Source organism: Pseudomonas grandcourensis, assembly GCF_039909015.1.
Classification (GTDB): domain Bacteria; phylum Pseudomonadota; class Gammaproteobacteria; order Pseudomonadales; family Pseudomonadaceae; genus Aquipseudomonas; species Aquipseudomonas grandcourensis.
The window spans coordinates 2226414-2249688 of sequence record NZ_CP150919.1 but is presented as its reverse complement, the minus strand read 5'-3'; the positions used below and the strand labels follow the sequence as shown (position 1 = coordinate 2249688).

At 60.8% G+C, this 23275-nt stretch carries 24 protein-coding genes; 4 read left to right on the top strand and 20 right to left on the bottom strand.

Features of this window, described 5'->3' with window-relative positions; translation table 11 throughout:
• Positions 1-86: 86 nt before the first annotated feature.
• Positions 87-830, bottom strand: a complete 744-nt coding sequence (locus tag AABM52_RS10150; RefSeq protein ID WP_347911624.1) for a peptidase C39 family protein — start codon at positions 828-830, stop codon at positions 87-89.
• 179 nt (positions 831-1009) lie between these two features.
• On the opposite strand from AABM52_RS10150, the gene AABM52_RS10145 reads away from it, so the two are divergent.
• Positions 1010-1177: a hypothetical protein gene (locus AABM52_RS10145; RefSeq protein WP_347911622.1), complete on the top strand. Its 168-nt coding sequence runs from the start codon at positions 1010-1012 to the stop codon at positions 1175-1177.
• A 78-nt stretch (positions 1178-1255) separates the two neighbouring features.
• Here the strand turns inward: AABM52_RS10145 and AABM52_RS10140 are convergent, their stop codons facing one another.
• Positions 1256-2005: a TerC family protein gene (locus AABM52_RS10140; protein ID WP_347911621.1), complete on the bottom strand. Its 750-nt coding sequence runs from the start codon at positions 2003-2005 to the stop codon at positions 1256-1258.
• A gap of 29 nt (positions 2006-2034) precedes the next feature.
• Positions 2035-2277, bottom strand: a complete 243-nt coding sequence (locus AABM52_RS10135) for a hypothetical protein (RefSeq protein WP_008048837.1) — start codon at positions 2275-2277, stop codon at positions 2035-2037.
• 135 nt (positions 2278-2412) lie between these two features.
• On the opposite strand from AABM52_RS10135, the gene nhaR reads away from it, so the two are divergent.
• Complete coding sequence (gene nhaR, locus AABM52_RS10130; RefSeq protein ID WP_223589042.1) at positions 2413-3312, top strand: transcriptional activator NhaR; 900 nt, start codon at positions 2413-2415, stop codon at positions 3310-3312.
• On the opposite strand, the gene AABM52_RS10125 is transcribed toward nhaR, so the two are convergent.
• Positions 3299-4459, bottom strand: coding sequence for an MFS transporter (locus AABM52_RS10125; RefSeq protein WP_347911620.1), 1161 nt, complete (start codon positions 4457-4459; stop codon positions 3299-3301). The two genes, nhaR and AABM52_RS10125, sit on opposite strands and share 14 nt — an antisense overlap.
• Positions 4460-4776: 317 nt before the next feature.
• Here AABM52_RS10125 and sstT point away from each other — a divergent pair, with 317 nt between their 5' ends.
• Complete coding sequence (gene sstT / locus AABM52_RS10120; protein ID WP_347911619.1) at positions 4777-6009, top strand: serine/threonine transporter SstT; 1233 nt, start codon at positions 4777-4779, stop codon at positions 6007-6009.
• A gap of 186 nt (positions 6010-6195) precedes the next feature.
• Here the strand turns inward: sstT and AABM52_RS10115 are convergent, their stop codons facing one another.
• The 16 genes from AABM52_RS10115 to AABM52_RS10040 form a co-directional block, all read right to left on the bottom strand.
• Positions 6196-6705, bottom strand: a complete 510-nt coding sequence (locus tag AABM52_RS10115; RefSeq protein WP_046043063.1) for a DUF1993 family protein — start codon at positions 6703-6705, stop codon at positions 6196-6198.
• A gap of 76 nt (positions 6706-6781) precedes the next feature.
• On the bottom strand, positions 6782-7657 hold the full coding sequence (locus AABM52_RS10110) for an SDR family oxidoreductase (RefSeq protein ID WP_347911618.1): 876 nt from the start codon (positions 7655-7657) through the stop codon (positions 6782-6784).
• Positions 7658-7723: 66 nt separating this feature from the next.
• Positions 7724-8872, bottom strand: coding sequence for an acetyl-CoA C-acetyltransferase (locus tag AABM52_RS10105; protein WP_347911617.1), 1149 nt, complete (start codon positions 8870-8872; stop codon positions 7724-7726).
• Positions 8873-8898: 26 nt separating this feature from the next.
• Positions 8899-9954, bottom strand: a complete 1056-nt coding sequence (locus tag AABM52_RS10100; protein ID WP_347911616.1) for an acyl-CoA dehydrogenase family protein — start codon at positions 9952-9954, stop codon at positions 8899-8901.
• Positions 9955-9964: 10 nt separating this feature from the next.
• Positions 9965-11131 carry an acyl-CoA dehydrogenase family protein gene (locus tag AABM52_RS10095; RefSeq protein WP_347912605.1) on the bottom strand — a complete coding sequence of 389 codons (1167 nt, stop codon included), beginning with the start codon at positions 11129-11131 and terminating at the stop codon, positions 9965-9967.
• Positions 11132-11141: 10 nt separating this feature from the next.
• Entirely contained in the window at positions 11142-11897 is a 756-nt protein-coding gene (locus AABM52_RS10090; protein ID WP_347911615.1) for an enoyl-CoA hydratase family protein, read from the bottom strand.
• A gap of 11 nt (positions 11898-11908) precedes the next feature.
• Positions 11909-12976 (bottom strand): nitronate monooxygenase, encoded by a 1068-nt coding sequence (locus AABM52_RS10085; protein WP_347911614.1) that lies wholly within the window; start codon positions 12974-12976, stop codon positions 11909-11911.
• 2 nt (positions 12977-12978) lie between these two features.
• Positions 12979-13851 (bottom strand): enoyl-CoA hydratase, encoded by an 873-nt coding sequence (locus AABM52_RS10080; protein WP_347911612.1) that lies wholly within the window; start codon positions 13849-13851, stop codon positions 12979-12981.
• Positions 13852-13874: 23 nt separating this feature from the next.
• Positions 13875-14663: a ketoacid CoA transferase gene (locus AABM52_RS10075; protein WP_347911611.1), complete on the bottom strand. Its 789-nt coding sequence runs from the start codon at positions 14661-14663 to the stop codon at positions 13875-13877.
• An 11-nt stretch (positions 14664-14674) separates the two neighbouring features.
• Positions 14675-15556, bottom strand: a complete 882-nt coding sequence (locus AABM52_RS10070; RefSeq protein WP_347911610.1) for a CoA-transferase — start codon at positions 15554-15556, stop codon at positions 14675-14677.
• 11 nt (positions 15557-15567) lie between these two features.
• Positions 15568-16458 (bottom strand): VOC family protein, encoded by an 891-nt coding sequence (locus tag AABM52_RS10065; RefSeq protein ID WP_347911609.1) that lies wholly within the window; start codon positions 16456-16458, stop codon positions 15568-15570.
• A 202-nt stretch (positions 16459-16660) separates the two neighbouring features.
• Positions 16661-16948, bottom strand: coding sequence for a hypothetical protein (locus AABM52_RS10060; RefSeq protein ID WP_347911608.1), 288 nt, complete (start codon positions 16946-16948; stop codon positions 16661-16663).
• Positions 16945-18069, bottom strand: coding sequence for a peptidoglycan recognition family protein (locus AABM52_RS10055; RefSeq protein WP_347911607.1), 1125 nt, complete (start codon positions 18067-18069; stop codon positions 16945-16947). The genes AABM52_RS10060 and AABM52_RS10055 overlap by 4 nt, the downstream gene beginning before the upstream one ends.
• 209 nt (positions 18070-18278) lie before the next feature.
• Positions 18279-18638, bottom strand: coding sequence for a hypothetical protein (locus AABM52_RS10050; RefSeq protein WP_347911606.1), 360 nt, complete (start codon positions 18636-18638; stop codon positions 18279-18281).
• A gap of 675 nt (positions 18639-19313) precedes the next feature.
• Positions 19314-20435: an LLM class flavin-dependent oxidoreductase gene (locus tag AABM52_RS10045; protein ID WP_347911605.1), complete on the bottom strand. Its 1122-nt coding sequence runs from the start codon at positions 20433-20435 to the stop codon at positions 19314-19316.
• A gap of 138 nt (positions 20436-20573) precedes the next feature.
• Positions 20574-21758 (bottom strand): flavin-dependent monooxygenase, encoded by a 1185-nt coding sequence (locus AABM52_RS10040; protein ID WP_347911604.1) that lies wholly within the window; start codon positions 21756-21758, stop codon positions 20574-20576.
• Positions 21759-22756: 998 nt separating this feature from the next.
• On the opposite strand from AABM52_RS10040, the gene AABM52_RS10035 reads away from it, so the two are divergent.
• Positions 22757-23272, top strand: coding sequence for a flavin reductase family protein (locus tag AABM52_RS10035; protein WP_008048810.1), 516 nt, complete (start codon positions 22757-22759; stop codon positions 23270-23272).
• Positions 23273-23275 lie beyond the last annotated feature (3 nt).

Below are 23275 nucleotides of genomic sequence, written 5' to 3'. Positions count from 1 at the left end.
CCTGATCTCGGCCCGAAGCAATGTTCCGGGCCCTTAAGATCAGAGGCTGGCGATGGGCGATGGTGCCCGGCGGGTGACCAACGGACTTACTGGCTGACCAGGGCTTTCTTCGCCCTGGCGGCGGCCTGCTCCTGACCGGCCTGGGCCAGATCGTTGGCGGCCTTGAGCCAACGCTGCTGATCGACCTGAGCCGGTATTTGCGTCGGATTCTGGATCAGCACGGCCCAACCACCGGCGTCCTTGAACGCCGACTCGAAGGAGCTGAAGCTCATCAGTTCGCGGTGATTCATCCCGGCCCGAAGCAATACCGTCTGCTTCTGGCGGTTGTAGCCGGCCAGAATGGCGTAACGCGGTTCGGCCCACATGGCCGAGCCTTCGGTAAAGCGCACCATCACCGGATAACCGGCGGCGACTTGGGTCAACAAGGCCGCAAGGTTGCTATCGAGGGGGTAAACGACCATCCCGTACTCGCGCGCAAGGTTCTGCATGTTCTGTTGCAACTGGGCTTCGCCCCCCGGCAAATGCAAGGGTTTGTCGAGTAGCCCCGGGGTAATCACGATGCCCTGCTGGGACAGCATGCTGGCCAGCACCTGCGGCCCGCTTTGATACGCATCGCCCCGGTAGAAGCGGCCACTGAGCTCGACCCGCTCCGGCAAGCGCTTGATCTCAGGCGCAACACTCCCGGCACAGCCCGCCAGGCTTGCCAGGCTTGCCACGCAACCGGCGATCAGCATGGTCGACAAAATTCGAGAAAATACCCGCACCATCATTTCTCTCTTGTTCAAGTTCAGACGCCAGGCAATCCCATTCCCGGCTTGGTCGTCGATCATAGGTCGCCGCGCCTCTACGGTATAGCTCTAAACGGTAGTGGAGTGCATTCGATAGAGCGAACTGGTTGGTGACAGGCGACTTTCGGTCAATAGCCTGAAATACAGCAACGGCTAGACTGTTCCCTGAAGAGACGACAGCGAAGCGTGAGTGCCCATGTAAGGGCAAAGAGGAGGCACAGATGAGTCTGGCCATGATCATTGCAATATTGATTTGCAGCTGGCTGGCGGTAGCCGCTGCCATGCTGTGGGGCGTGCTGCGCATCACTCGCCGCCACCATCACCCTGTCCAGCCGGCTGCTGCGCCGGAAGCGGACGAGACGTCGAACCAGCACGCCAACGCTCACTGACCACACCTTTACCCGATACCAACAAAAACGGCCGCCTGCACTCCTTGGAGTTCAGGCGGCCGTTTCTTCTAGCGTAGGTTAAACCTCAGTGGCTACCCGCTTCTGCCTGACCCGGCGGGACATCATGTTCAACACCTCGATCGAAGCCGAGAATGCCATGGCCGCATAGACGTAGCCTTTCGGGACATGGGCGCCGAAGCCTTCGGCGATCAACGTCATGCCGATCATGATCAGGAAGCCCAGGGCAAGCATCACCACCGTCGGGTTGTCGTTGATGAACTTGGCCAGGGGATCAGCCGCCAGCAACATCACCAGTACCGACACCACCACCGCAATGACCATGATCGGCAAATGCTCGGTCATGCCGACAGCGGTAATGATGCTGTCGATGGAGAACACCATGTCCAGCATCAGGATCTGACCGATCGCGGCAGCGAAGCCCAAGGTCACGGTCGAGGTCGCCGACTTCGGATCTTCCGGGGCCGGGTCCATGCTGTGATGGATCTCGGTGGTCGCCTTCCACAACAGGAACAGGCCACCGGCAATCAGGATCATGTCTTTCCAGGAAAACGCGTGGCCGAGAATCTCGATCACCGGCGCAGTCAACTGCACGATGAACGCGATGGTGCTCAGCAAGCCCAAGCGCAGGATCAACGCCATGCCGATACCAATGCGCCGTGCCCGCTGGCGATTGTGCAAGGGCAGCTTGTTGGTCAGGATCGAGATGAAGATCAGGTTATCGATGCCGAGCACGATCTCCATCACGATCAGGGTGGCAAGGGCGACCCAGGCGGTGGGGCTGGCGGCAAGTTGTAAAAGGTAGTCCATGGGTCAGTCCTGACTCGTTGTAATGCGGTTTAGATTTCCTGGGAGGAAGATTCGGTTTTTTCCGATTCTTTTTCCGATGATTCTTTTTTGCTGATCAACCCGCTGGTGGCGTCACTGAGTGCTTGCTCGGCGGCCTTGTGGGTATCGTCAATCGCCTGTTTGGCGCTTTCAGCAGCCTTGCCCATCAATTGTTGCGCGCTTTTCTCGGCCTGGTCGCAACCGGCCAGTACCAGTAAAGACGTGATCAACAGTGCCGTGGCTTTAAGCTTCATGATGCTTCCCTCGATAGAACAAACGGGACCTAAACGATGGCCCGCTGATAGCGATGCATTCTAGAGAAGTGAATACTTCAGGAAAATTCGTATTTTCAGCGGTTATACTTCGATTTTTACGAAGTGTTAGACGCCATGCTCAACTATCGGCAATTGCATTACTTCTGGGTGGTGGCCAAGACCGGCAGCATCGTGCGCGCCTGCGAGCAGCTCAATCTCACGCCACAAACCATCAGCGGGCAGATTTCATTACTGGAACAGACCTTTGGTATCGAGTTGTTTCGGCGCGTTGGACGGCAACTCGAACTGACCGAGGCCGGCCGCCAGGCCCTGCCCTACGCCGAACAAATGTTTCAACTGGGTGGCGAACTGGAACTGATGCTGCGGGCACAACCCAATGAACAACAGATCCTGTTTCGCGTCGGCGTGGCCGACGTGGTGCCCAAGTCCATCGTCTATCGACTGATTGCACCGACCATGGAGCTGAGCGAACCGCTGCGCATCACGTGCCGCGAAGACAAGCTTGAGCGTTTGTTGGCCGACCTGGCGATCCAGCGCCTGGACCTGGTGATCTCCGACAGCCCGATGCCGTCGCACCTGGACATCAAGGGCTACAGCCAGAAACTCGGTGAGTGCGGGATCAGCTTCTTCGCCACCCCGGAACTGGCGGCACGTTATGGACACGACTTTCCGCGCAATCTGCACGGTGCGCCGCTGCTGATTCCCGGCCCGGAAACCGTGGTGCGCAGCCGTTTGCAGCGCTGGTTCGCCGAGCAGCAGATCCAGCCGCAAATTGTCGGTGAGTTCGACGACAGCGCCCTGATGCAGGCCTTCGGCCAATCCGGCAGCGGAATCTTCATCGGCCCGAGCGTGATTGCCGATGAGGTGAAACGCCAATGCGGCGTGGAGGTGATTGGCCAGACCGACGCGGTGAGCGAGTCGTTCTATGCCATCTCAGTGGAACGCAAGGTCAAGCACCCCGGCATTGTCGCCATTACCGAAGGTGCCCGACGCGAGCTGTTTACAGCGCTGTGATTTCTTCCCGGGGCTTGAAGGTCATCAGCGCGATGGCGAGCAGGATCGAAGCCAGAATGAAAGCGGCTGCCGCAAAGCCAAGGCCTTGCAGGCCGACACTATCGATCACCCGACCACCGATCATCGCGCCCAGACCGATTCCGAGGTTGGCCCCGGCGATGTTCAGCGACGCGGCAAAGGCCGGCGCTTCGGGCGCGGCCTTCATCAGGCGCACATGGCTGACCAGGAACAACGCCGCCTGGGTCACGCCCCAGATGCCCATCGCTGCCGCCAGACCGAGCGGCGAATGGATGTTCGGCACCAGCGCCACCAGGCCGGCAATCATGAACGCACAGAACATCATCGACGCCATCAGCGGGTGACGATCCACCGCCCGGCCGCCGAGGGAGTTGCCGATCAGCCCGACCGCGCCGAAGCCCATCAGGCACCAGCCGACCACGGTGCCGTTGAAACCGGCCAAGCGCTCAAGGATGTCCGCCAGATAGGTGTACGCGGTGAACATACCGCTGAACACAATCACTGACAGCAGCACATGACCGAGCATCAGCGGGCTGCGCAGGATCTTGAACTGCGAACGAAAGCTCACCTGATGCTGGTGCAGGTTGGTCCTGGGCAGATAGATAAACAGCAGCAACGCCTTGGCAAAGGCGATGACCGCCAGAATCGCGAAGGCACTGCGCCAGCCGAACGCATCGGAAATCAGCGTGCCCACGGGAATGCCGAACACCGTGGCGCAGACAATGCCGAAGCCGATCTTGGCGATGGCGCGACCGGCGTAATCCGGCCCGACGATGTCCACCGCCGTTTCGCTGGCCAAGGCCCAGAACACCGGCAGCCCCAGCGCCGGGATCAAGCGGGCAAACGCCATCACCCAGATGTTAGGCGCCAGCGCCGCGAGCGTGTTGGCCAGGCCAAACATGACCAGTACCGAGATGAACAGCTTGCGACGCTCGAAGCGGGCGAAATACGCCGTCAGGAACGGCCCGAAAGCGGCCACGGTGAAAGCGAACAGGGTTACCAGCAAACCGGCTTGCGGGATGCTGACCTCCAGGTCCCTGGCGATAGCCGGCAATAGGCCAACGATGATGAATTCCGTGGTCAGCACCGTGAAGCCGGCGGCGGACAACAGAAGAATGGGCAACAGCATGCAAAACTCCAGAAAACGAAAACACCAGCGATAGCCCGAAGGCCCACTGGCAGACATGAAAATGAGGATGGTGAATCTTAACAGAGTGTTTTCGGATGCGGTTGCACGAACCTGCAATTCGCGTTGAATGCCAGGGTGGCAGTTCGTCACAGGTCTGAAAGATCGCTCCTGCGCTGTGATAAAGTCCGCGCCCTGAAAAACGTACACCCTGTGTTTATCGGCCATTTTTGGCGTCGATGACACGATCCTCTTCGGTTTCCTGCGGGCTGCACGCGCGGTGAAACCTCGCACTTATAAAAAACCAGAGATGCCGTTTTATGACTGCTTCATCCCCTTCTCTATTGCAACGCCTTAAACGCTTGAGCCTGGTCACACAGATCGTGATCGGCCTGATCGCCGGTATTGCCCTGGCGCTGATTGCCCCCGACATGGCGAAGTCCACGGCGTTCATCGGCAAAGTGTTTGTCTCGGCACTGAAAGCCGTCGCGCCGATTCTGGTGTTCGTGCTGGTCATGGCGTCGATTGCCAACCACAAGCACGGTCAGGAAACCCACATTCGGCCGATTCTGTTTCTGTATCTGCTGGGTACTTTCGCCGCTGCCGTGGTGGCGGTGGTTGCCAGCATGACGTTCCCGTCGAGCCTGGTGCTATCGACCCAGGACGTCGCGGTCACAGCGCCGGGCGGGATTGGCGAAGTGTTGCAAAGCCTGTTGCTGAGCGTGGTCGATAATCCGGTCAGCGCCCTGATGAACGCCAACTTCATCGGTATTCTGGCGTGGGCCATCGGTATGGGCGTTGCCATCCGTCATGCCGGCGACACCACCCGTGAAGTGCTGGGCGACCTGTCCAACGGCGTGACGGTGATCGTGCGTCTGGTGATCAGCTTCGCCCCGCTGGGCATCTTCGGCCTGGTGGCCTCGACCCTGGCCACTTCCGGCTTCGGCGCCTTGATCGGCTACGCCCACCTGCTGGCCGTGCTGCTGGGCTGCATGCTGTTCGTGGCACTGGTGATGAACCCGCTCATCGTGTTCTGGAAACTGCGCCGCAACCCGTACCCGCTGGTGCTGACCTGCCTGCGCGAAAGCGGCATCACGGCGTTCTTCACCCGTAGCTCGGCGGCGAACATTCCGGTCAACCTGGAATTGAGCAAGCGTCTGGGCCTGCACGAAGACACCTATTCGGTATCGATCCCGCTGGGCGCGACCATCAACATGGCCGGCGCGGCAATCACCATCACCGTGCTGACCCTGGCGGCCGTGCATACCCTGGGCATCGCCGTGGACGTTCCCACCGCGATCCTGCTGAGCGTCGTCGCAGCGATCTGCGCCTGTGGTGCTTCGGGCGTGGCCGGTGGTTCGCTGTTGCTGATTCCACTAGCGTGCAGCCTGTTCGGCATCCCGAGCGAAATCGCCATGCAGGTGGTGGCGGTCGGTTTCATCATCGGCGTGTTGCAGGATTCGGCGGAGACTGCGCTGAATTCGTCCACCGATGTGCTGTTCACCGCGGCGGCTTGTATGGGTGAAGAGCAGAAAGCCGAGCGTCTGGCCTGACACAAATCCTTGTAGGAGTGAGCCTGCTCGCGATAGCGGTGGATCAGTCAACTTCAATGTTGACAGTTATACCGCCTTCGCGAGCAGGCTCACTCCTACAGGAACCGTGATGTAGCGGATAAATGCGTACAAATGAAAAAGCCCCCGCAGCCAAAGGCTCCGGGGGCTTTTTTGTACCCGGACGGTTTAGAACGCGCCCATGTAGTCGCGCTTGCCCACTTCCACGCCGTTGTGGCGCAGCAGTGCGTAAGTGGTGGTGACGTGGAAGAAGAACTGCGGCAGGCCGTAGGTCAGCAGGTAAGACTGGCCGCTGAAGCGCTTCTCTTTAGGCGTGCCCGGACGGGTGACGATCTCGATGCCTTCCTTGCCGTTGATCTGCGCAGGCGTAATGCTGCCGATGAAGGCCAGGGCCTTGGCGATCAGCGCTTGCAGATCCGCGAAGGTGGTTTCTGTGTCGTCGTACTTCGGCAGTTCGACTTCGGCCAGGCGACCGGTAACGCCCTTGCTGAAATCAACGGCGATCTGCACCTGACGCACCAGCGGGAACATGTCCGGGAACAGGCGCGCTTGCAGGAAGGCGTTAGGGTCGATGTTTTTTTCGGTAGCGTGGGCTTCGGCCTTTTTCAGTACATCGCTCAGGGCGTTGAGCATTTGCTGGAAAACAGGCACGGAAGCGTCGTACAGGGAAATGGTCATGGCAGGTCTCGTGTGGTGACAGAGGGAAACGTCGGCCGATTATAGCCGCGCGCCGCCCTCCCGAGACCGGACTTTTTCAGCTGCCGTACACTTTGGCCGCGGGAACGGCCTGAGCCACCAACTGTGCGACGGCATCGCCCATCTCACCGACCGCCCAACGGCCCTGGCGATCCAGTTGCGGACCACGGCGCCATCCGTCGGCGATGGACAACTTACCGCCCTCGACTTCGAACATCTGCCCGGTCACCTCGGCGGAAGCCTCGGAGCCCAGCCACACCACCAGCGGCGCGACGTTTTCCGGGGCGAAGTAATCGAAGCCCTCTTCCGGCTTTTTCATGGTGTCGGCGAACACTTGCTCAGTCATGCCGGTGCGCGCGGCCGGCGCCAGGGCGTTGGCGGTGATCCCGTAGCGGCGCAGTTCAGCCGCCTGCACCAGCGTCAGCGATGCGATACCGCCCTTGGCCGCCGCGTAGTTGGACTGACCGATGGAGCCCTGCAAACCGGCGCCGGAACTGGTGTTGATGATCCGCGCATCGACCTTGGCACCGCCCTTGGCCTGCTCGCGCCAGTACTTCACGGCGTGGCTGGAAATACAGAAATGGCCCTTGAGGTGCACGGCCACCACGGCGTCCCAGTCGGCCTCGCTGAGGCTGGCGAACATGCGGTCGCGGCAGATGCCGGCGTTGTTGACCACCACGTTCAGGTCGCCGAAGGTTTCGATGGCCTGGCGCACGATCAGCCCCGCCGAGTCATAGCGGGTGATGTCGTCGCTGTTGGCCACGGCGCTGCCGCCCTGGCCGAGAATTTCGCCGACCACGGCCAGCGCCGCTTCGCGGTTGATGTCGTTGACCACCACTTTCGCGCCTTCGGCGGCGAAGGCCAGCGCGTAGGCGCGGCCCAGACCACCGCCGGCACCGGTGATGATCACGACGCGGTTTTCACAGATTTTCATGTTCTACATCCTTCAAATTCATCACGGGTCAACACAATCCCCTGTAGGAGCGGTGTGCATCCTGGGTTACAAGCGTTCGATGATCGTCACGTTGGCCTGGCCGCCGCCTTCGCACATGGTCTGCATGCCGTAGCGACCACCGCTGCGTTCCAGTTCATGCAGCAAGGTGCACATCAACCGGGTGCCGGTGGCGCCCAATGGATGACCGAGGGCAATCGCGCCGCCGTTGACGTTGGTCTGTTCATGGGGATAGCCGGTCTCTTTCAACCAGGCCATGGCCACCGAGGCGAAGGCCTCGTTGATCTCCACCCGGTCGATGTCTTCGAGCTTCATGCCGGCACGCTTGAGTGCGTAGGCGGTGGCCGGGATCGGCGCGGTGAGCATCCAGATCGGGTCTTCGGCGCGCACGCTCAGGTGATGGATGCGAGCCCGTGGCGTCAGGCCGTAACGCTTGAGCGCCGCTTCCGAGACGATCAGCATCGCGCTGGCCGCGTCGCAGGTCTGGCTCGACACCGCGGCGGTCACCCGGTCGCAGCCGAACAGGAATTCCAGCTCGGCCATTTTTTCCAGGCTGGTCTGGCGCGGCGTTTCGTCATGCATCACACCGGCCAGTGGCACGATCTCGCGATTGAAGCGGCCTTGCTCGATGGCCTGCAAGGCACGTCGATGGGACTCAAGCGAATAGGCTTCAAGCTGCGCCCGGGACAGGTCCCACTTTTCCGCGATCATCTGCGCCGAACGGAACTGCGTCGGGGGTTGCGCGCCGTAGCGCCGCACCCAGCCTTCGGAACCGCTGAACGGATCGGTGAAGCCCAAGGGTTCGGCGGCGATCATTGCCGAGGAAATCGGGATCTGAGTCATGGTCTGCACGCCACCGGCGATGACCACGTCCTGAGTGCCGCTCATCACCGCTTGCGCCGCGAAGTGCACCGCTTGCTGGGACGAACCGCACTGGCGATCGATGGTGGTGCCCGGCACCGATTGCGACAGGCCGGCCGCCAGCCAACTGGTGCGGGCGATATCCCCGGCCAGCGGGCCGATGGTGTCGACACAGCCGAAGATCACGTCGTCGTAATCCTCGTCGGGAATGGCGTTGCGCTCGACCAGCGCGCGCAACACATGGGCGCCCAGGTCGGCGGCGTGGATCTGGCTCAGACCACCCTTGCGCCGCCCGGTGGGCGTACGCAGGGCGTCGACGATGTAGGCTTCAGGCATGGTGTATCCCGCAATAGAAGTTGAAGTCAAAAAGTCTCGCCGGCACCCAGCGCAGGTGTGCCGTCAAACAGCGCCGCGCGAATCCGCCCTTTGTGATGGCCGCGATCACCCCAGACCTTGTCCAGCGCCCAGGCGCGTTTCATGAACAGGTGCAAATCGACTTCCCAGGTGTACCCCATGGCACCGTGAGCCTGGATGGTGTTCTTCGCCGCGAGCATCGCCGCTTCCGCCGTCGCCAATTTGGCGTGGGACACGAATACGTCCTGCTCCGGTTGTTGCTCGGCCAGCGCATAAGCGGCGCGATACAGCGGGCCCTTGGCGAACTCGATCTGCACCGCGACGTTGGCCATCAAATGCTTGACCGCCTGGAACGAACCCACCGGCTTGCCGAACTGCTTGCGCTCGAAGGTGTAGTCCACCGCCAGGTCGACCATGCGCTTGGCCAGCCCGAGCAATTGCGCGGCACTGGCGAGAGCGCCACGGTTGAAGGCGGCCGCCCACAGTTGCCGTCCTTGTTCACCGCTGGCCACGCAGGTGGCAGGTGTTGGCGTCCATTCGACCTGGAACAGCTGACGACTCGGGTCGACCGACTCGTTGCGGGTCAGGCGCACGGCATCACGCTCCAGGGCGTGCACTTCGTCGCCATTGGCCAGCAACAGCAGATCGGCGACATGGGCATCGCTGACCAGCGGATTACCTGGCTCGGAAACCGCGAGGCGTGCACGGCCCTCGGCCACTCGCGACAGCCATTTTTGTTTAAGCGGCGCGTGTTGCTCATCGAGGGCGGCGAGCAATGGCACGCCGACCAGCATGGTGTCCACCAGCGGCTCGGGCAGCCCGGCGTAACCGCACTCCTGAGCGATCAGCACGAAGTCCAGCTCATTCATGCCCATGCCGTCCTGCGCCTCGGGCACGGTCAGGGCGGTCAGGCCCAACTCCACCAATTGCGCCCAGAGTTGTTCACTGCGCCCGCTGTCGCTCTGCCACAGTTCGCGGATGCGTTCCGGGGTGACTTCGTTGATCAGGAAACTGCGGACGTTGTCCTGAAACAGCAGTTGGTCGCGGCTGAAACTAAAGTCCATGGTCTATTCCTCAGGCACGCGGCATGCCGAGCATGCGTTCGGCAATGATGTTGCGCTGGATCTCGTTGGTGCCGGCGTAGATCGGCCCGGCCTGGGCAAACAGGAAGCCTTCCAGCCAATGGCCGACGTCACCGGCGGCCGGGGCTTCGGGCAGCAGCTCGCCGCGCAGGCCGAGAATGCTCATGGCGGTGTCGTGCATGCGCTGGTCGAGTTCCGACCAGAAGATCTTGTTGGTCGACGATTCCGGCCCGATCTTGCCGCCCTGCACCAGTTGCGAGGCGGTCATGTAGGTGCTCAGGGTGTAGGCCTCGGCATCCAGCCAGGCGCGCATCACCGCTTCACCGATCGCCGGGTCGCGGTCGGCCTGCTCGCGGTTGGCCAGGTACAACTGCACCAGGCGCTTGGCGGTTTCCTGGAAGCGCGCCGGTGAACGCAGCAGCAAACCGCGCTCGAACCCGGCGGTGGACATCGCCACGTGCCAGCCCATGCCTTCGCCACCGAGGGCGTTCTCCACCGGCACCTTGACGTCGTCGAAGAAGATCTCGGCGAAACCCGGCAAGCCATTGAGCTGCGGAATCGGCCGTACCGTGATGCCCGGCGTGTCCAGCGGCAGCAGGATGAAGGTCAGGCCGTGATGACGCTGGGACTGCGAGTCGGTACGGAAAATACCGAACGCCCAGTCAGCCCACACCGCGCGGGTCGACCAGGTTTTCTGGCCATTGATCACGTAGTGGTCGCCCACCCGTTCAGCCTTGGAGCGGATCGCCGCCATGTCGGAACCGGCACCCGGCTCGGACCAGGCCTGGGCCCAGATGTCTTCGCCAGTGGCCATGCGCGGCAGAAAGCGTGCCTTTTGTTCTTCGCTGCCGTACTCCATCAGGGTCGGGCCGAGCAGGAAGATGCCGTTCTGGTTGACCCGTGCCGGGGCGCCAGAGCGGTAGTATTCCTCTTCGAAAATCAGCCACTCGATCAGGTCGCAACCACGGCCGCCGAGCTCGGTCGGCCAAGTGACCATGCCCCAACGGCCTTCATTGAGCTTGGCTTCCCAGGCGCGGTGCTCGGCAAAGCCCTGTTCGGTGTCGAACGATTGCAGCGGTTTACTCGGTACATTGGCGGCCAGCCAGGTCCGCGCTTCGGCGCGAAAGGCCTGTTGGGCCGGGGTATAGGTCAGGTCCATGGATATGCCTTCAGCCGTTGAATCGGGCATCGCGTTTCTCGACGAACGAGTCGCGTGCTTCCTGAGAGTCCAGTGAGCGGTAGGCTTCGAGGGTGAAGCCCTGCTCCCAGCGGTATTTGTCTTCCAGATTGCCGTCTTCGATGCCGCTCAGCGCTTCCTTGGCCAGGCTGATCATGCCGGGGCTCTTGGCGGCGATGGTGCGGGCGATCTGCAACGCGGCTTCGCGCAAGTCTTCACGCTTGACCACCCGCTCCACCGCGCCCAGGCGGTAAGCCTCGGCGGCGTCGATGGCCTCGCCGGTGAAGTACATGTGACGGACTTTCTGCACCGGGAACAGCCGCTGCAAATGCGCACCGCCGCCCATGGCGCCGCGATCCACTTCCGGCACGCCGAACGTGGCGCACTCGGACGCGACGATGATGTCGGCAGCGCCGCAGATGCCGATGCCGCCGCCCAACACAAAGCCGTGCACGGCCACGATCACCGGTTTCGGGTTGCGGTGGATGGCCTTGAAGCTGTCGTAGTTGCCCTTGTTCACCGCGACGATCAGGTTGCCGGCGGCGGCCAGTTCCTTGATATCGACCCCGGCGCAGAAGCCGCGACCTTCGGCACGGATCACGATCACCCGCACGTCGCTGTTGCGGCCCAGGCCTTCGATCTCACTGGCGATATCGGCCCAGCCCTGGCAGTTGAAGGCGTTGACCGGTGGTCGGTCGAACACCAGTTCCGCGATGCCGCTATCAATACTCACGCTAAATGGTTTCATGCCTTTCCCCTTCACGACACACGGCGGCACAGCTCGCCCAGGCGCGCTTCGGCGTCGCGGACGATCTGTTCAATCAATTGGGCGCAGCTGGGCAAGCTGTCGATGGATGCAGCGATTTGTCCGGCTGGCAATACGCCCTCGGCCGGACGCCCGTCGACCATGGCTTTCTGGATCACCATCGGTGCGTTGGCGGCCATGATGCTTTGCGCGGCGGTCAGCTCTCCGGCGCCGCGCATTTTCAAGGCACTGGTCAGCAGTTGCGTCAGGCTCATGCCGGTATGACGGCGGTAGGCCAGGCCACTCTGCAAGGCCAGCAACAGGCGCTTGAGGCCGCCGCTGTTTTCCAGCTGGTTGAGCAATTCGTTGCGGATCATTCGTTGCGGCATGCCGTCGATGGCGCGGCTGATGATGATCGCCGCCGGGTCCTTGACCGCCAGGTAACGGGCCAGGGTCGCCTGGGGCACCGGGCTGTCGGCGCACATCAAAAAGCGTGTGCCCATGGCGATGCCTTCGGCGCCGTAGGCCAGGGCCGAAACCAGCCCCTTGCCGTCCTTGAAACCACCGGCCGCCACCACGGGCACCGACACGGCATTGACCACTTGATCAAGCAGCATCAAGGTCGGCACGGAACCGGTGTGTCCCCCACCCTCGCCGCCCTGCACGGTCACCGCATCGGCGCCCATTTCCACGGCTTTCTGCGCATGCTTGAGCGCGCCCACCGTGGGAATGCACACCACGCCGGCGTCCTTCAGGCGGCTGATCATTTGCTTGCCCGGCGAACGGCTGTAGCTGACCGCCCGGACTTTGTGGCGCAACACCAGCTCGACGATCTCGCCGGCATTGGCCTGGTACATGTGGAAGTTCACGCCAAACGGCTGATCGGTCAGGCGCTTGGTTTCGAGGATCGCCGCTTCCATCTGCTGCGGTTCGATGGTCGCACCGGCGAGAAAACCGAAACCACCGGCATTGCCCGTGGCCGCCACCAGTTTCGGGTCGGCGACCCAGCCCATGGCGGTCTGGATGATCGGATAACGGCAACCGAGCAGCTGTGTTAAACGGGTATTCAACGAGATCGCCATGCTCACGCCTCGCCCGTTTTGCGCTGGGAACTGGCCATGGCCTTGGCGTCGTAACCGCCGAGACGGTCGCCGGACACCAGTTCATTGTGGGCATGGGCGAAGTGATGCAGGCCGAACACCATGTCCATGGTCGCGCGCTTGCCCATCAGGTCTTCGGCGTTGTTCACCGCTTGCTTGCTCAGTTGCAGGCCCAGGCGCGGCATCTGGGCGATGCGCCCGGCGATGTCGAGGCTCTGTTGTTCCAGTTCGTCGCGAGCAACCACCCGATTGAGCATGCCCATCTGATAGGCACGCGGTGCCGGCATGCGCTCGCCGAGGAACAGGAACTCCTTGGCGATGCGCGGATTGAGTTCATGCACGTGGGCGAAATACTCCACACCGGGAATGCCCATGCGCACCACCGGATCGGCGAAATACGCATCCTCGCTGGCAACGATCAGGTCGCAGACCCAGGCCAGCATCAGCCCACCGGCAATGCACGCGCCCTGGACCATGGCGATGGTCGGCTTGGGCATCTCGCGCCAGCGGCGGCACATGCCCAGATAGACTTCCTGTTCGCGGGCATAGAGAAACTCGCCGCCCGGTTTGTTCACATGGTCGTACCACAGGCTGGCGCGGTCGAAGGTCTTGTCGACGTCGCGGCCCGGGGTACCGATGTCATGCCCGGCGGAGAAATGCTTGCCGGCGCCACGCAGCACGATGACCTTCACTTCATCGTCATCGCAGGCCCGGCGAAACGCCGCGTCCAGCGCATAGGTCATCTGCGAGTTCTGCGCGTTGTGGAACTCGGGGCGGTTCATGGTGACCAGAGCCACCGCACCACGCACCTCGTACAGCACCACCTCGGCCTGATTGTTATCGTTATGTTCAGCCATCACTTTTCTCCGCAACGCGTTGCTCAGCGTTGGCCTGGCGGGTTGTCTTTGAGTTGCAGGGCGCGCAGGTTGTGCGGGTCCAGGCGCTGGATCAGCTGCAACTGCTCGGCCGTCGGTGCCGCCGTGGTCGGGCAGTCATCCGGCACATGCAGCTCGAAGCCGGTGTTGTCCTGGACTTGCGCTGCCGTCACACCGGGGTGCAGCGAACGGATGCGCATCTGCCGCTGCGGACCCTGGAAATCCAGGACGCAGAGGTCGGTGATGATCAGGCGGATGTCGATGTCGTCCAGCGACCAGCCCCGCGCCAGGCGAGCCGGGTTGTAGCCGACCGAGGCGACCATATCGACCTCGCCTTCGACGAACACCCGACGGTTGTGGCTCGGCACGCAAAACGAGTTGGCGTGGCTGATCGAGTTGCCGGGGAAACCGCGCACACCGAGCATCTGCGCCTTGGGTTTGGCGTAGTCGCCGATGCAGGAAATGTTCGCCTGACCGTAACGGTCGATCTGGGTCGGGCCGACCAGCGCATGGCGCTTGCCGCCCCAGACGTTGTCGAAAATCCGCGAGAAACCCATCCAGCTGTCGCGCTTGGGTTCATAGCCTTTGCGCGCGCCCAACGGCACCGGCTCGGCGACCATGTAGGCTTCGGAGTCGGTCATCAGCAGTTGCGGGTTGCTGGTCAACATGGCCAGCGATGCCGCCAGACGCGGGATCACGCCGATGCCGGAGGCCAATACTTCGCCGTCTTCGCGCCAGGCTTCAGAGGCCGCGCAGATCATCAACTCAGCGAGGCTGAAATCAGTAGTGCTCATCGAAAGGCTCCTTAGAAAATCGGCAACGGCAGTTCACGGATCGCAGCCAGGCCGCCGACCTTTTCCAGATACTGTTCGTGGGTGCAGTCGACGTAGTCACGCACGTAGCCCTGCCAGCCATCGGCCGCCTGGACCGTGGCGTTGTAGGCCTTGAAGTGCGCAACATCGAAACCGTACAGCGGCGCACAGGAAGACGGATGCGCCCCGCCCGGCACGTGAGCCACGGCGGTGGTCAGGTTGCGCTCCCAGAACACTTGATGTGCCTGAGCGGCGTCTTGATGGAAATACTCGCTGTCGACCAGCTCATCGCAGGTCACGTAGCTGTGGGTCGCGGCCCGCACGAACAGGTCGTCCATGTAGTGATCCGGACCGCTGATCTGGCACACGCCGCGTTTGTCGGCACGGTCAACGTGGACCAGCGCAGCGTCGAGCTTGAGCGCAGGCATTGCGACCCAGTCCTTGCCATCGGCATAGGGCGAGGTAATCAACTTGATCTGGCGGTTGTGGCGCAGCACGTCAGTGCCCAGGCCCACCGCCGTTGGAATGAACGGCACATTCATCGCCGCCGCCCGCAGGCCGAGCAGCAACATACCTTCGTCGATCTCCATCACTTCCAGCGCCGCTTCCTGGCGCGCCTTGCGGAAGTACGGCTCCAGCGGAATGAAATCCAGCGAAACGAAGGCGAACACCAGCTTCTTGATCTTGCCCGCCGCGCAGAGCATGCCGACATCGGCACCACCGTAGGCGACCACGGTCAGGTCCTTGAGGTCCGAGCGCAGAATCTCGCGCACCAGCGCCATCGGCTTGCGACGCGGGCCCCAGCCACCGATACCGATGGTCATGCCGTCACGCAGTTGGCCGACGATCTCGGCGGTGGTCATTTGCTTGTCCATCGTCTTGTTCCTCATTGGCGACCGACACTGAAGTCGTGGCCCCAGTGGCTGACCACGGTGCTTTCGAACGGCGTGTGGCGGTCCCAGTCGACCACCAGGCCATCGCAGCCGTACTCCAGGTCAAACCCGGACGGGGTCTTGATATAGAAAGAAATCATCTGGTCGTTGGTGTGCTGGCCGAGGGTGGCCGACAGCTTCACGCCGTTGGCGTGAACGCGGTCCAGGGCGCGGCCGACTTCGTCCAGCGCGTTAACTTCGACCATCATGTGCACGCAACCGTGGGGCATCGGGCACTCGAAAATCGCCAGCGAGTGGTGGCGGCCGTTGTTGCAGTGCAGGAAGTGAATGCGTTTTTGCGGCTCGGCCGGGTCCGGGGTGAAGCGGACTTTCATCAGGTCCGACAGGCCGAAACCCATCACCTGTTCGTAGAAGTCGCGGCAGCGTTCGAAGGCTGGGGCCGGCAATACGACGTGGCCCATGCCGAGGTCGTTGGTGACAAAACCTTTGACGCCCACCGGCGAAACGAAACGGGCGAAGTCCTGCAACGGGCCCCAAAACAGTTCGTGGCGGTTGCCATCCGGGTCGCTGAAGTGCACCAGCTCCTGGACCTTGCGCAGCTCGGCCTCGGCGGTGGTGCCACGGGTCACTTGCACGTCGGCCTGTTGCAGCTCGCTGACCGCCTGTTCCAGCGCCGCCTTGCCGGCCAATTCCCAGCCGCAGGCACCGAAGCCGTTCTCGGCGTTCTTCTGCACCAGGATGCGGTAGTGGCGCTCGTCCATTTTCAGGTACAGCAGTTCATCGTCGCCGCTGACCATCATGCCCAACACCTGGCTTGCGTAGTGGCGCCATTGCGCCAGATCGCTGGACAGCAGGGTGACGTAACCCAGACCACGGATATCCATGGATGCACTCCTCGTTTTTCTCAGGCCGTGCCGCCCTTCGGCTGGTGCCGGGGGAGACTTTATGTAGGGGCTATATGTAGGAGCTATTCAAACGGGTTCGGGGAGGGGCAACATCGTCCAATGGGACTAGCGGATTTGATTGGTGCAGGCATCAAAAACGGGCCATAAAGGCCCGTTTGAGGAGGGTTCTGAGGTATGAAACCTACCTTTTTTTACATTCTTCAAGCTCGTTTTGGCTTTTCAAAGTCGTAATTACGCCTAACCGATACTTGCAGTACTGGATGACCAACTGCCGCTCCGTATCGCTTAGCTCACTCAATTTTTTGTCATCTGATTCGTACGCGAAAATATTTTCAAACTTCATCTGAAGTGTCGGACTTTTCTTGATGAAAAAAACTTTTTCCGGGTACGCGTCTTCCATCTTTTCGTAAAAGCCGATGTAGAGGAAAGCGAGGAGTGCGATCGGGAAAATGATAAGTAGCGGCTTCATAATGAAGGTGGTTGCAGGTTGGTTTTGATTCGAAGGTCTCTCACCAGTTTCATCCCAATGTTGCCAGGGCATATTTTTCCTTCGCCGGCTTGCATGGGGAACTCACGGTGCCCACCCAAAGTGGTCACCCTGAAAACACTGGTCAGAGCTTGAACCAGGTTCAGTAGGGTATCGATTTGTATGGCAGGGATTTTCTGGTCCATATTGCCATTCATGGTTTCAAGAGCCTGACGGGAAAGAGCAACCATATCGCCGCCTTCCTCCGCGGTTGTCAGGTTTTCCAGCAATACGATGCCAATAACACCTGTGTTGTAGTTATGTACGCTTGAGCCTTTGAACCGGATGTCCCGTCCCTCAAAGACTTTACCCATACAGTCGATGCCGTAGTGGTAACCGATGTCATCAAATTTGGCCTGATGCTCGCTCTGAATCGCAAGCATTTGTCCTGCGCCGAAACCACAGCCCACACTTCTACCCGCATGGTGAAGTGCGATCATCGAGTAGTCCCAGTCGTCGACCATTTCGCCTTTTACTTCTTGAGCTCCCCAGGACGATCTTTCTACAAATTCATGACCATTTTTTCGGGCGAGCCTAATGATTGCTTCTCTCATCGCAGCTCTATCGTTGACAGTAATGGCAGTAAGGGTTGCTGGCTCGTCGGAGAGGACATCGCTCGCCTTCGCCTTGATAGCAAATTGTTGAGCCATGTTTGAGCGTTCTTGAGGTAGCGGGCTTGCGACCAGTTCGGTTTTTGGCAACGGTGGCTTGCGTTGGTCGGCAGAAGCGACAAGAGGATAATCCCACGACTCCACACGACAGCGCACTCCAATGCGTGAATAGTTGCCTGTTGTGTCTTCACTCAGCGGGCTGAAAGGGTCACTGCAAACCAACAGCCAATCACCGTCTTTCACCGTAGTCAGTATTCGTTCAATAACGTCGTACGTCAGCTGACCACGCGAACGTCCATGAGCCAGTAAAAAATCATTCAGCCCCAAGAACTCGTCACAGCGGCTCAGAAGCGCCTCTCGCACTCTGGACACGGCAAAGAATGGCGATTCGATTTGATTGAAACCAATACCTTGACGCTCGCGGTCTCGCTGATGAATAAGGCGCATCCACATAAACCATCCTCCTTAATAACGACGCACTCCAACAACATTGGTGGGCGCCGATTTCCTTGTTGAGGGTCGCAGAATAAACAGCCTATAGACCACTCAGTCAAGGTGCAGAAATCCCTGTAGGAAGAGTCGCTGTGATTACGCAATTTTGACCGTGCCGCAGTACCTGTGGGATTGAGGTTGCTCCCACAGGGGTCAGTGGTGCTGCGGATTTATGCGGGTGGGTCGATTTGATCGAGCACGCGGTTCGCGGTGATTTCGGCCAGCATGACGCTATTGGAAATACCCAGCAGGGCATTGCGATCACCGCCCTCCAGATGATCCACCAGTTGATGCACCATCACATCCACCGAGGCCAGGGTCTCGACCAGATAGACCACCAGGGTTTCGGTCGTGGCCTCTGGGTCGACGCTGAACAGCGTGCTGATTTTTCGAGGGGTGGCTTTGATGTCGGCTGTCGAGGGGAAGTGGTAAGCGAGGGCGCGCTCGGCGGCCTCGTTGAGTTTTTTGGAATCGGGTTCGTATGGGGATGCCGGATCGGTGTCCGGCGGGTTGGGTGTGACCTTGAACATAGTGTGGATTCCTGATGCTGGCTGGAAACCACTTCTCTACTAAAAGAAGGGGTGGCAGCTGTACGCAGGTTAGTAGACCGGGGAATCCAAGAAGCCGGCGCGCCCAAGGGCGCCCTACGTAAAGCCGCCATCAAAATACAGGCACATAACCTGATTGATGCGTCGTACGTCTCGGATTAAGCCACGGGCTACTAAACCCGATCACTGGGAGTCAGTGATGCGAATCAAGTTACCGAGGGGGTCCAAGGCGCACAAGCCGGCGGATTCTGGCGTACCTGTAGGCAACGACGCAAGGCGTTGTAGCTTTCATCAAGTAACGCTGACAGGCGTTAAACAAGCGCTGTTCAAAGGCCAAATCGGTGGCACGAACTTGCACAATAACCTGTAGGAGCGAGCCTGCTCGCGATGGCGGCGTGTCAGGCAACATGAATATTGAATGTGCCGCCCTCTTCGCGAGCAGTTCACTCCTACAAGGGATAGGCGGTGGTCCGACAGGCATAAAAAAACGGGCCTTGGGGACCCGTTGGAAAGTTGGCCTGACGTCCATGCCAGGCCTGAAATGCAATCAACAGTAGGAGCGAGCCTGCTCGCGATAGCGGTCTCACATTCAATATTGATGTTGAATGTTATGGCCTCATCGCGAGCAGGCTCACTCCTACAGGGGCGATGTGGTGTTCACGCTTTGCGGAAGTGCGGAATCACCTTCTCGCCAATGTTCTTCAAGGTCTCCAGCTGCGCCCACTGCGGTACGGTGCCCATCTGGCAGATGAACAGGATTTCGTCGGCGCCGGCATCGATCAGGCGTTGCACATAGTTGATGCAATCCTCGACGGTGCCGTAGGCGTGGTTGGGGTTCATCATCGCCATGGTCGGGTCGGAGAAGTCGACGCTGACTTCTTCGGAGGCAAAGCGCGACTTGATCACAGCCTGACCATTGCCGTCGACGAAGGTGTCGTCTTTCCACTTCTCCGGGTCCGGACGCTCGCCACCGCCGTACCAGTAGCCCAGGGATTCCAGGAAGTAACGCTGGCCACGGATACCGATGCGGCGTGCTTCTGCGTTGTCCTCCAGCACGATGGCCGGGCACAGTGCGGCGATGTGGCGGTTAGGGCGGAAACCGACCTGCTTCTTCTCATCGCGATTGTCGTAGGCCGTGTGATACACCTCGACCTTCTTGGCGATTTCTTCCGGGCCACCGAAGCCCAGCACCAATGCGCCCATGCCGCGACCGCCGGCATTTTTCAGCGATTCGGTGTTGGTGCACGCCAGGTACATCGGCGGGTGCGGATCCTGGTACGGCTTTGGATGGATCGGGCGTTTCGGGATCTGTACGAAGTCGCCGTTGTGCTCGATCTCGTCCTGCACGAACATTTTCGGGATCAGGTACATCATCTCGTCGATCTGCGGCTGCAAGGTCGCGAGGTCGTAGCCGAAGGTGCCGGCTTCCTGCTGGGTGCCGCCCTTGCCCACGCCGAAGTGCACACGGCCCTTGGACAGCAGGTCGAGGGTGGCGATGCGCTCGGCGACTTTCACCGGGTGGTTCATCGCCGGCGGCAGGCAGACCACGCCGTGGCCGATGCCGATGCGCTCGGTTTTACCGGCAACGAAAGCCAGCATGGTTTCCGGCGCGGACATGTGCGAGTAGTTGCTCAGCGCAGTGTGTTCCACGCACCAGAAGGTGTCGAAGCCGAGCTTGTCGGCCAGCACGGCCTGTTCAACAGTGTCTTCGAAAATCTTGCGGTCGCCTTCGCGGCTGGAGTCCACCGTCTGGGCTTCGTAAATCAGGGAAAATTTCATGGTTGATCCTTGTGCTTATTTGGATGCGCAGTCGGCGCCGTAGACCTTCGCCTTACCGCCAATGCTCGTGCATCGACGGGGCGCTCGAATCACGCAAACGGACTAGCCCGCTTCATAGAAAAAGAGCCGATTAAAAAGTCAGAGGAAAAAGTCGTTGCTGTCCTGGCCCATGCTGACGCCACCAAGGTTCCAGGCGTACTTGGCCGGACTGTTGGCGACGTGGGCGCGACCGGTGTGAATGTCGCGGAACGCACGGTTGATCGCGTGGCTGCGGAAGATTGTCGAAGCACCGCTGTTGAACATCAGGTCGCCAACGGCCTTGGCGCACTTGTCGGCCACCAGCGCCGAGTCGTAACGCATCTTCACCCGCTCGGGCATGCTCAGCGGCTCGCCTTTTTGTGCGCGCTCCAACATCAGGGCGAAGTTGCGATGCAGCACAGTCTTGCACTCGTCGACGCAGACCATGGCATTGGCCAGCGCCGCTTGCGCGGCCGGGTCCTGGACCATTTTGCGACCGTCATTGACCCCGACCCGGGCACGGTTGTGCTCGACAAACTGATCCACCGCGCCTTGCAGGGCACCGATGGCCGAGGACGAAACCGCGCGCACGAAAATCTGCCCGAACGGCAGGCGGAACAACGGCGCTGTGTTCACCTCATTGCCCGGACTGTTCTGCATGAAACCATCGAACGCGCGATGGGTGCGATACTCGGGAACGAAGGCGTTTTCCACCAGAATGTCGTGGGAACCGGTGGCTTCCAGGCCCATGACGTTCCAGTTGTCGAGAATCTGGTAGTCGCTGCGCGGCACCAGGAAGGTCCGGTAATCCGGCGCCCCGCCCGCCTCTGCCGGCGGCACCAGCGCACCGAGGAACACCCAGTCGCAATGCTTGCTGCCGGAAGAAAAACCCCAGCGGCCGCTCAACTTGAAGCCACCCTCGACCCGCTCGACCTTGCCCACCGGCATATAGGAAGAGGAGATCAGCACGCTGGAGTCGCTACCCCAGACATCCTGGGCCGCGCGGTCGTCGAACAGCGCCAGTTGCCAGTTGTGGATCGCTACCACGCCAAGCACCCAGGCTGAGGACATGCAGCCCTCGGCAAGGGTCATCTGCACGTCGAAGAAGTCCTTGGGCTCCAGCTCATAGCCTTCCCAACGGGACGGTTGCAGGATGCGAAAGAACCCGGCGTCGTGGAAATCCTTCAGGGTTTCTTCGGGCAACTGGCCTGCTTGCGCGGCATTCAGGGCGCGTTCACGCAGGATCGGCACCAACTCGCGGGCACGTTGGCTCAGACGCTGGCGAATCAGGTCTTGGTTGAGCATTTTTATTGTTCTCCTTTGTTCACCCCATCCGCCGGGGCGCGCGTGCAACGGGGCGGGTGTAGCGCCCCTACACTGGCATTCAAACAATGCGCAACAGAGTGGACATCCCTCAAACGGACCATGTGGGATTGGGGAACAGGTATCTGGGTGGGGGGTGAATCAGAAAGTGATGTGTTGGCTGGCAGGCCGTCTTCGCGGGCAGGCCCACATTGAGCCCCCTGTTTTACTCGAGACTTGTGGCCACTGAAGATCACTGTGGGAGATTCTATGGTTGAGGTGAAGCCCTCATCTCGCTTTTGATTGGTATTCGCTCTGCTGCTTCAGCAGGGCGAATACCACCCGAGCAAGCTCGCTCCCACAGTTGATCCGGGTTTGCCTGCAAGAGATTGGTCGGCTGGCAGGCCGCCTTCGCGGGCAAGCCCGCTCCCACAGGTGCTGAGTACATCTGCAAAAATCAGGTCGGCTGGCAGGCCGCCTTCGCGAGCAAGCTCGCTCCCACAGAAAAGCAAAAGCACAGCAGAACAGACCACCCCGTCGCTTCTCACCACTCATCAGGCCGAGCGTTAGCTCGCCTGCAGCTTTTGATCTTGATCCACCCGCCCCCTCGGAAGGCTGAGCGGAGGTGTTTATCCGGGGACTGGCGCGCAGCGCCGTTCGACGCAGTCGAACTCATTGCATGTAGGTCGAAGCGAAGCCGACCGGAGGGCAATGCCCCCGGATGAATACCGTAGCGAAGGAACCCCGAGCCTCAGCGAGGGGCCGTACGTAAGGGGCGAGACTTTTTGGTTCCTTTTGTGTCGGGGCGTTTGACAAAAGGGACTCGCCGTAAGGGCGAAACCATAAGCCGCCGTTACCGCAGCAACGGATATGTACTCAGTCAACCCAGCAGCCTGGTCGGCCCAGAGGCCGCCAAGGCCTAGTCCCCTCGGACGATGTGACGACTGGACGCCAGAGCAAGAATCCATCGCACTCCCCAACCAACAAAAAGGCCCAGTGCGATGAACGACGTCAATCTCAAAGCCGACATGCTCCAGGCCATGCGCCGCCTGGCCAAGTCAGTCACCATTATCAGCACCAGCAACGGCACCGAACGCTTCGCCATGGCCGCCACGGCCGTCGACTCGCTGAGCACCGAGCCGCCATCGCTGCTGATCTGCGTCAACAAGACCGCCTCGCCCCACGCCGCACTGGCGACCGGCGCCGACTTCTGCGTCAACATCCTCGGCGTCGAACAACAAGACCTGGCCAACCTGTGCAGCGGCGCGATCAAAGGCGAAGCACGCTTCGACCGCGGCAACTGGCTGACCAGCCCCGGCGGCATTCCTTACCTGGGTGACGCACAGTCGGCGATCCTCTGCCGCCAGGACGGGCACTTCAGCTACGGCACTCACACGGTGTTCATCGGCCGCATCCTGCAGATCCACACCACCACCGAAATCACCCCGCTGGTCTACCTCGACGGCAGCTACACCACCACCGCCAAACCCGCACCTTCTCTCGCAGCTGCTGGCTGAGGC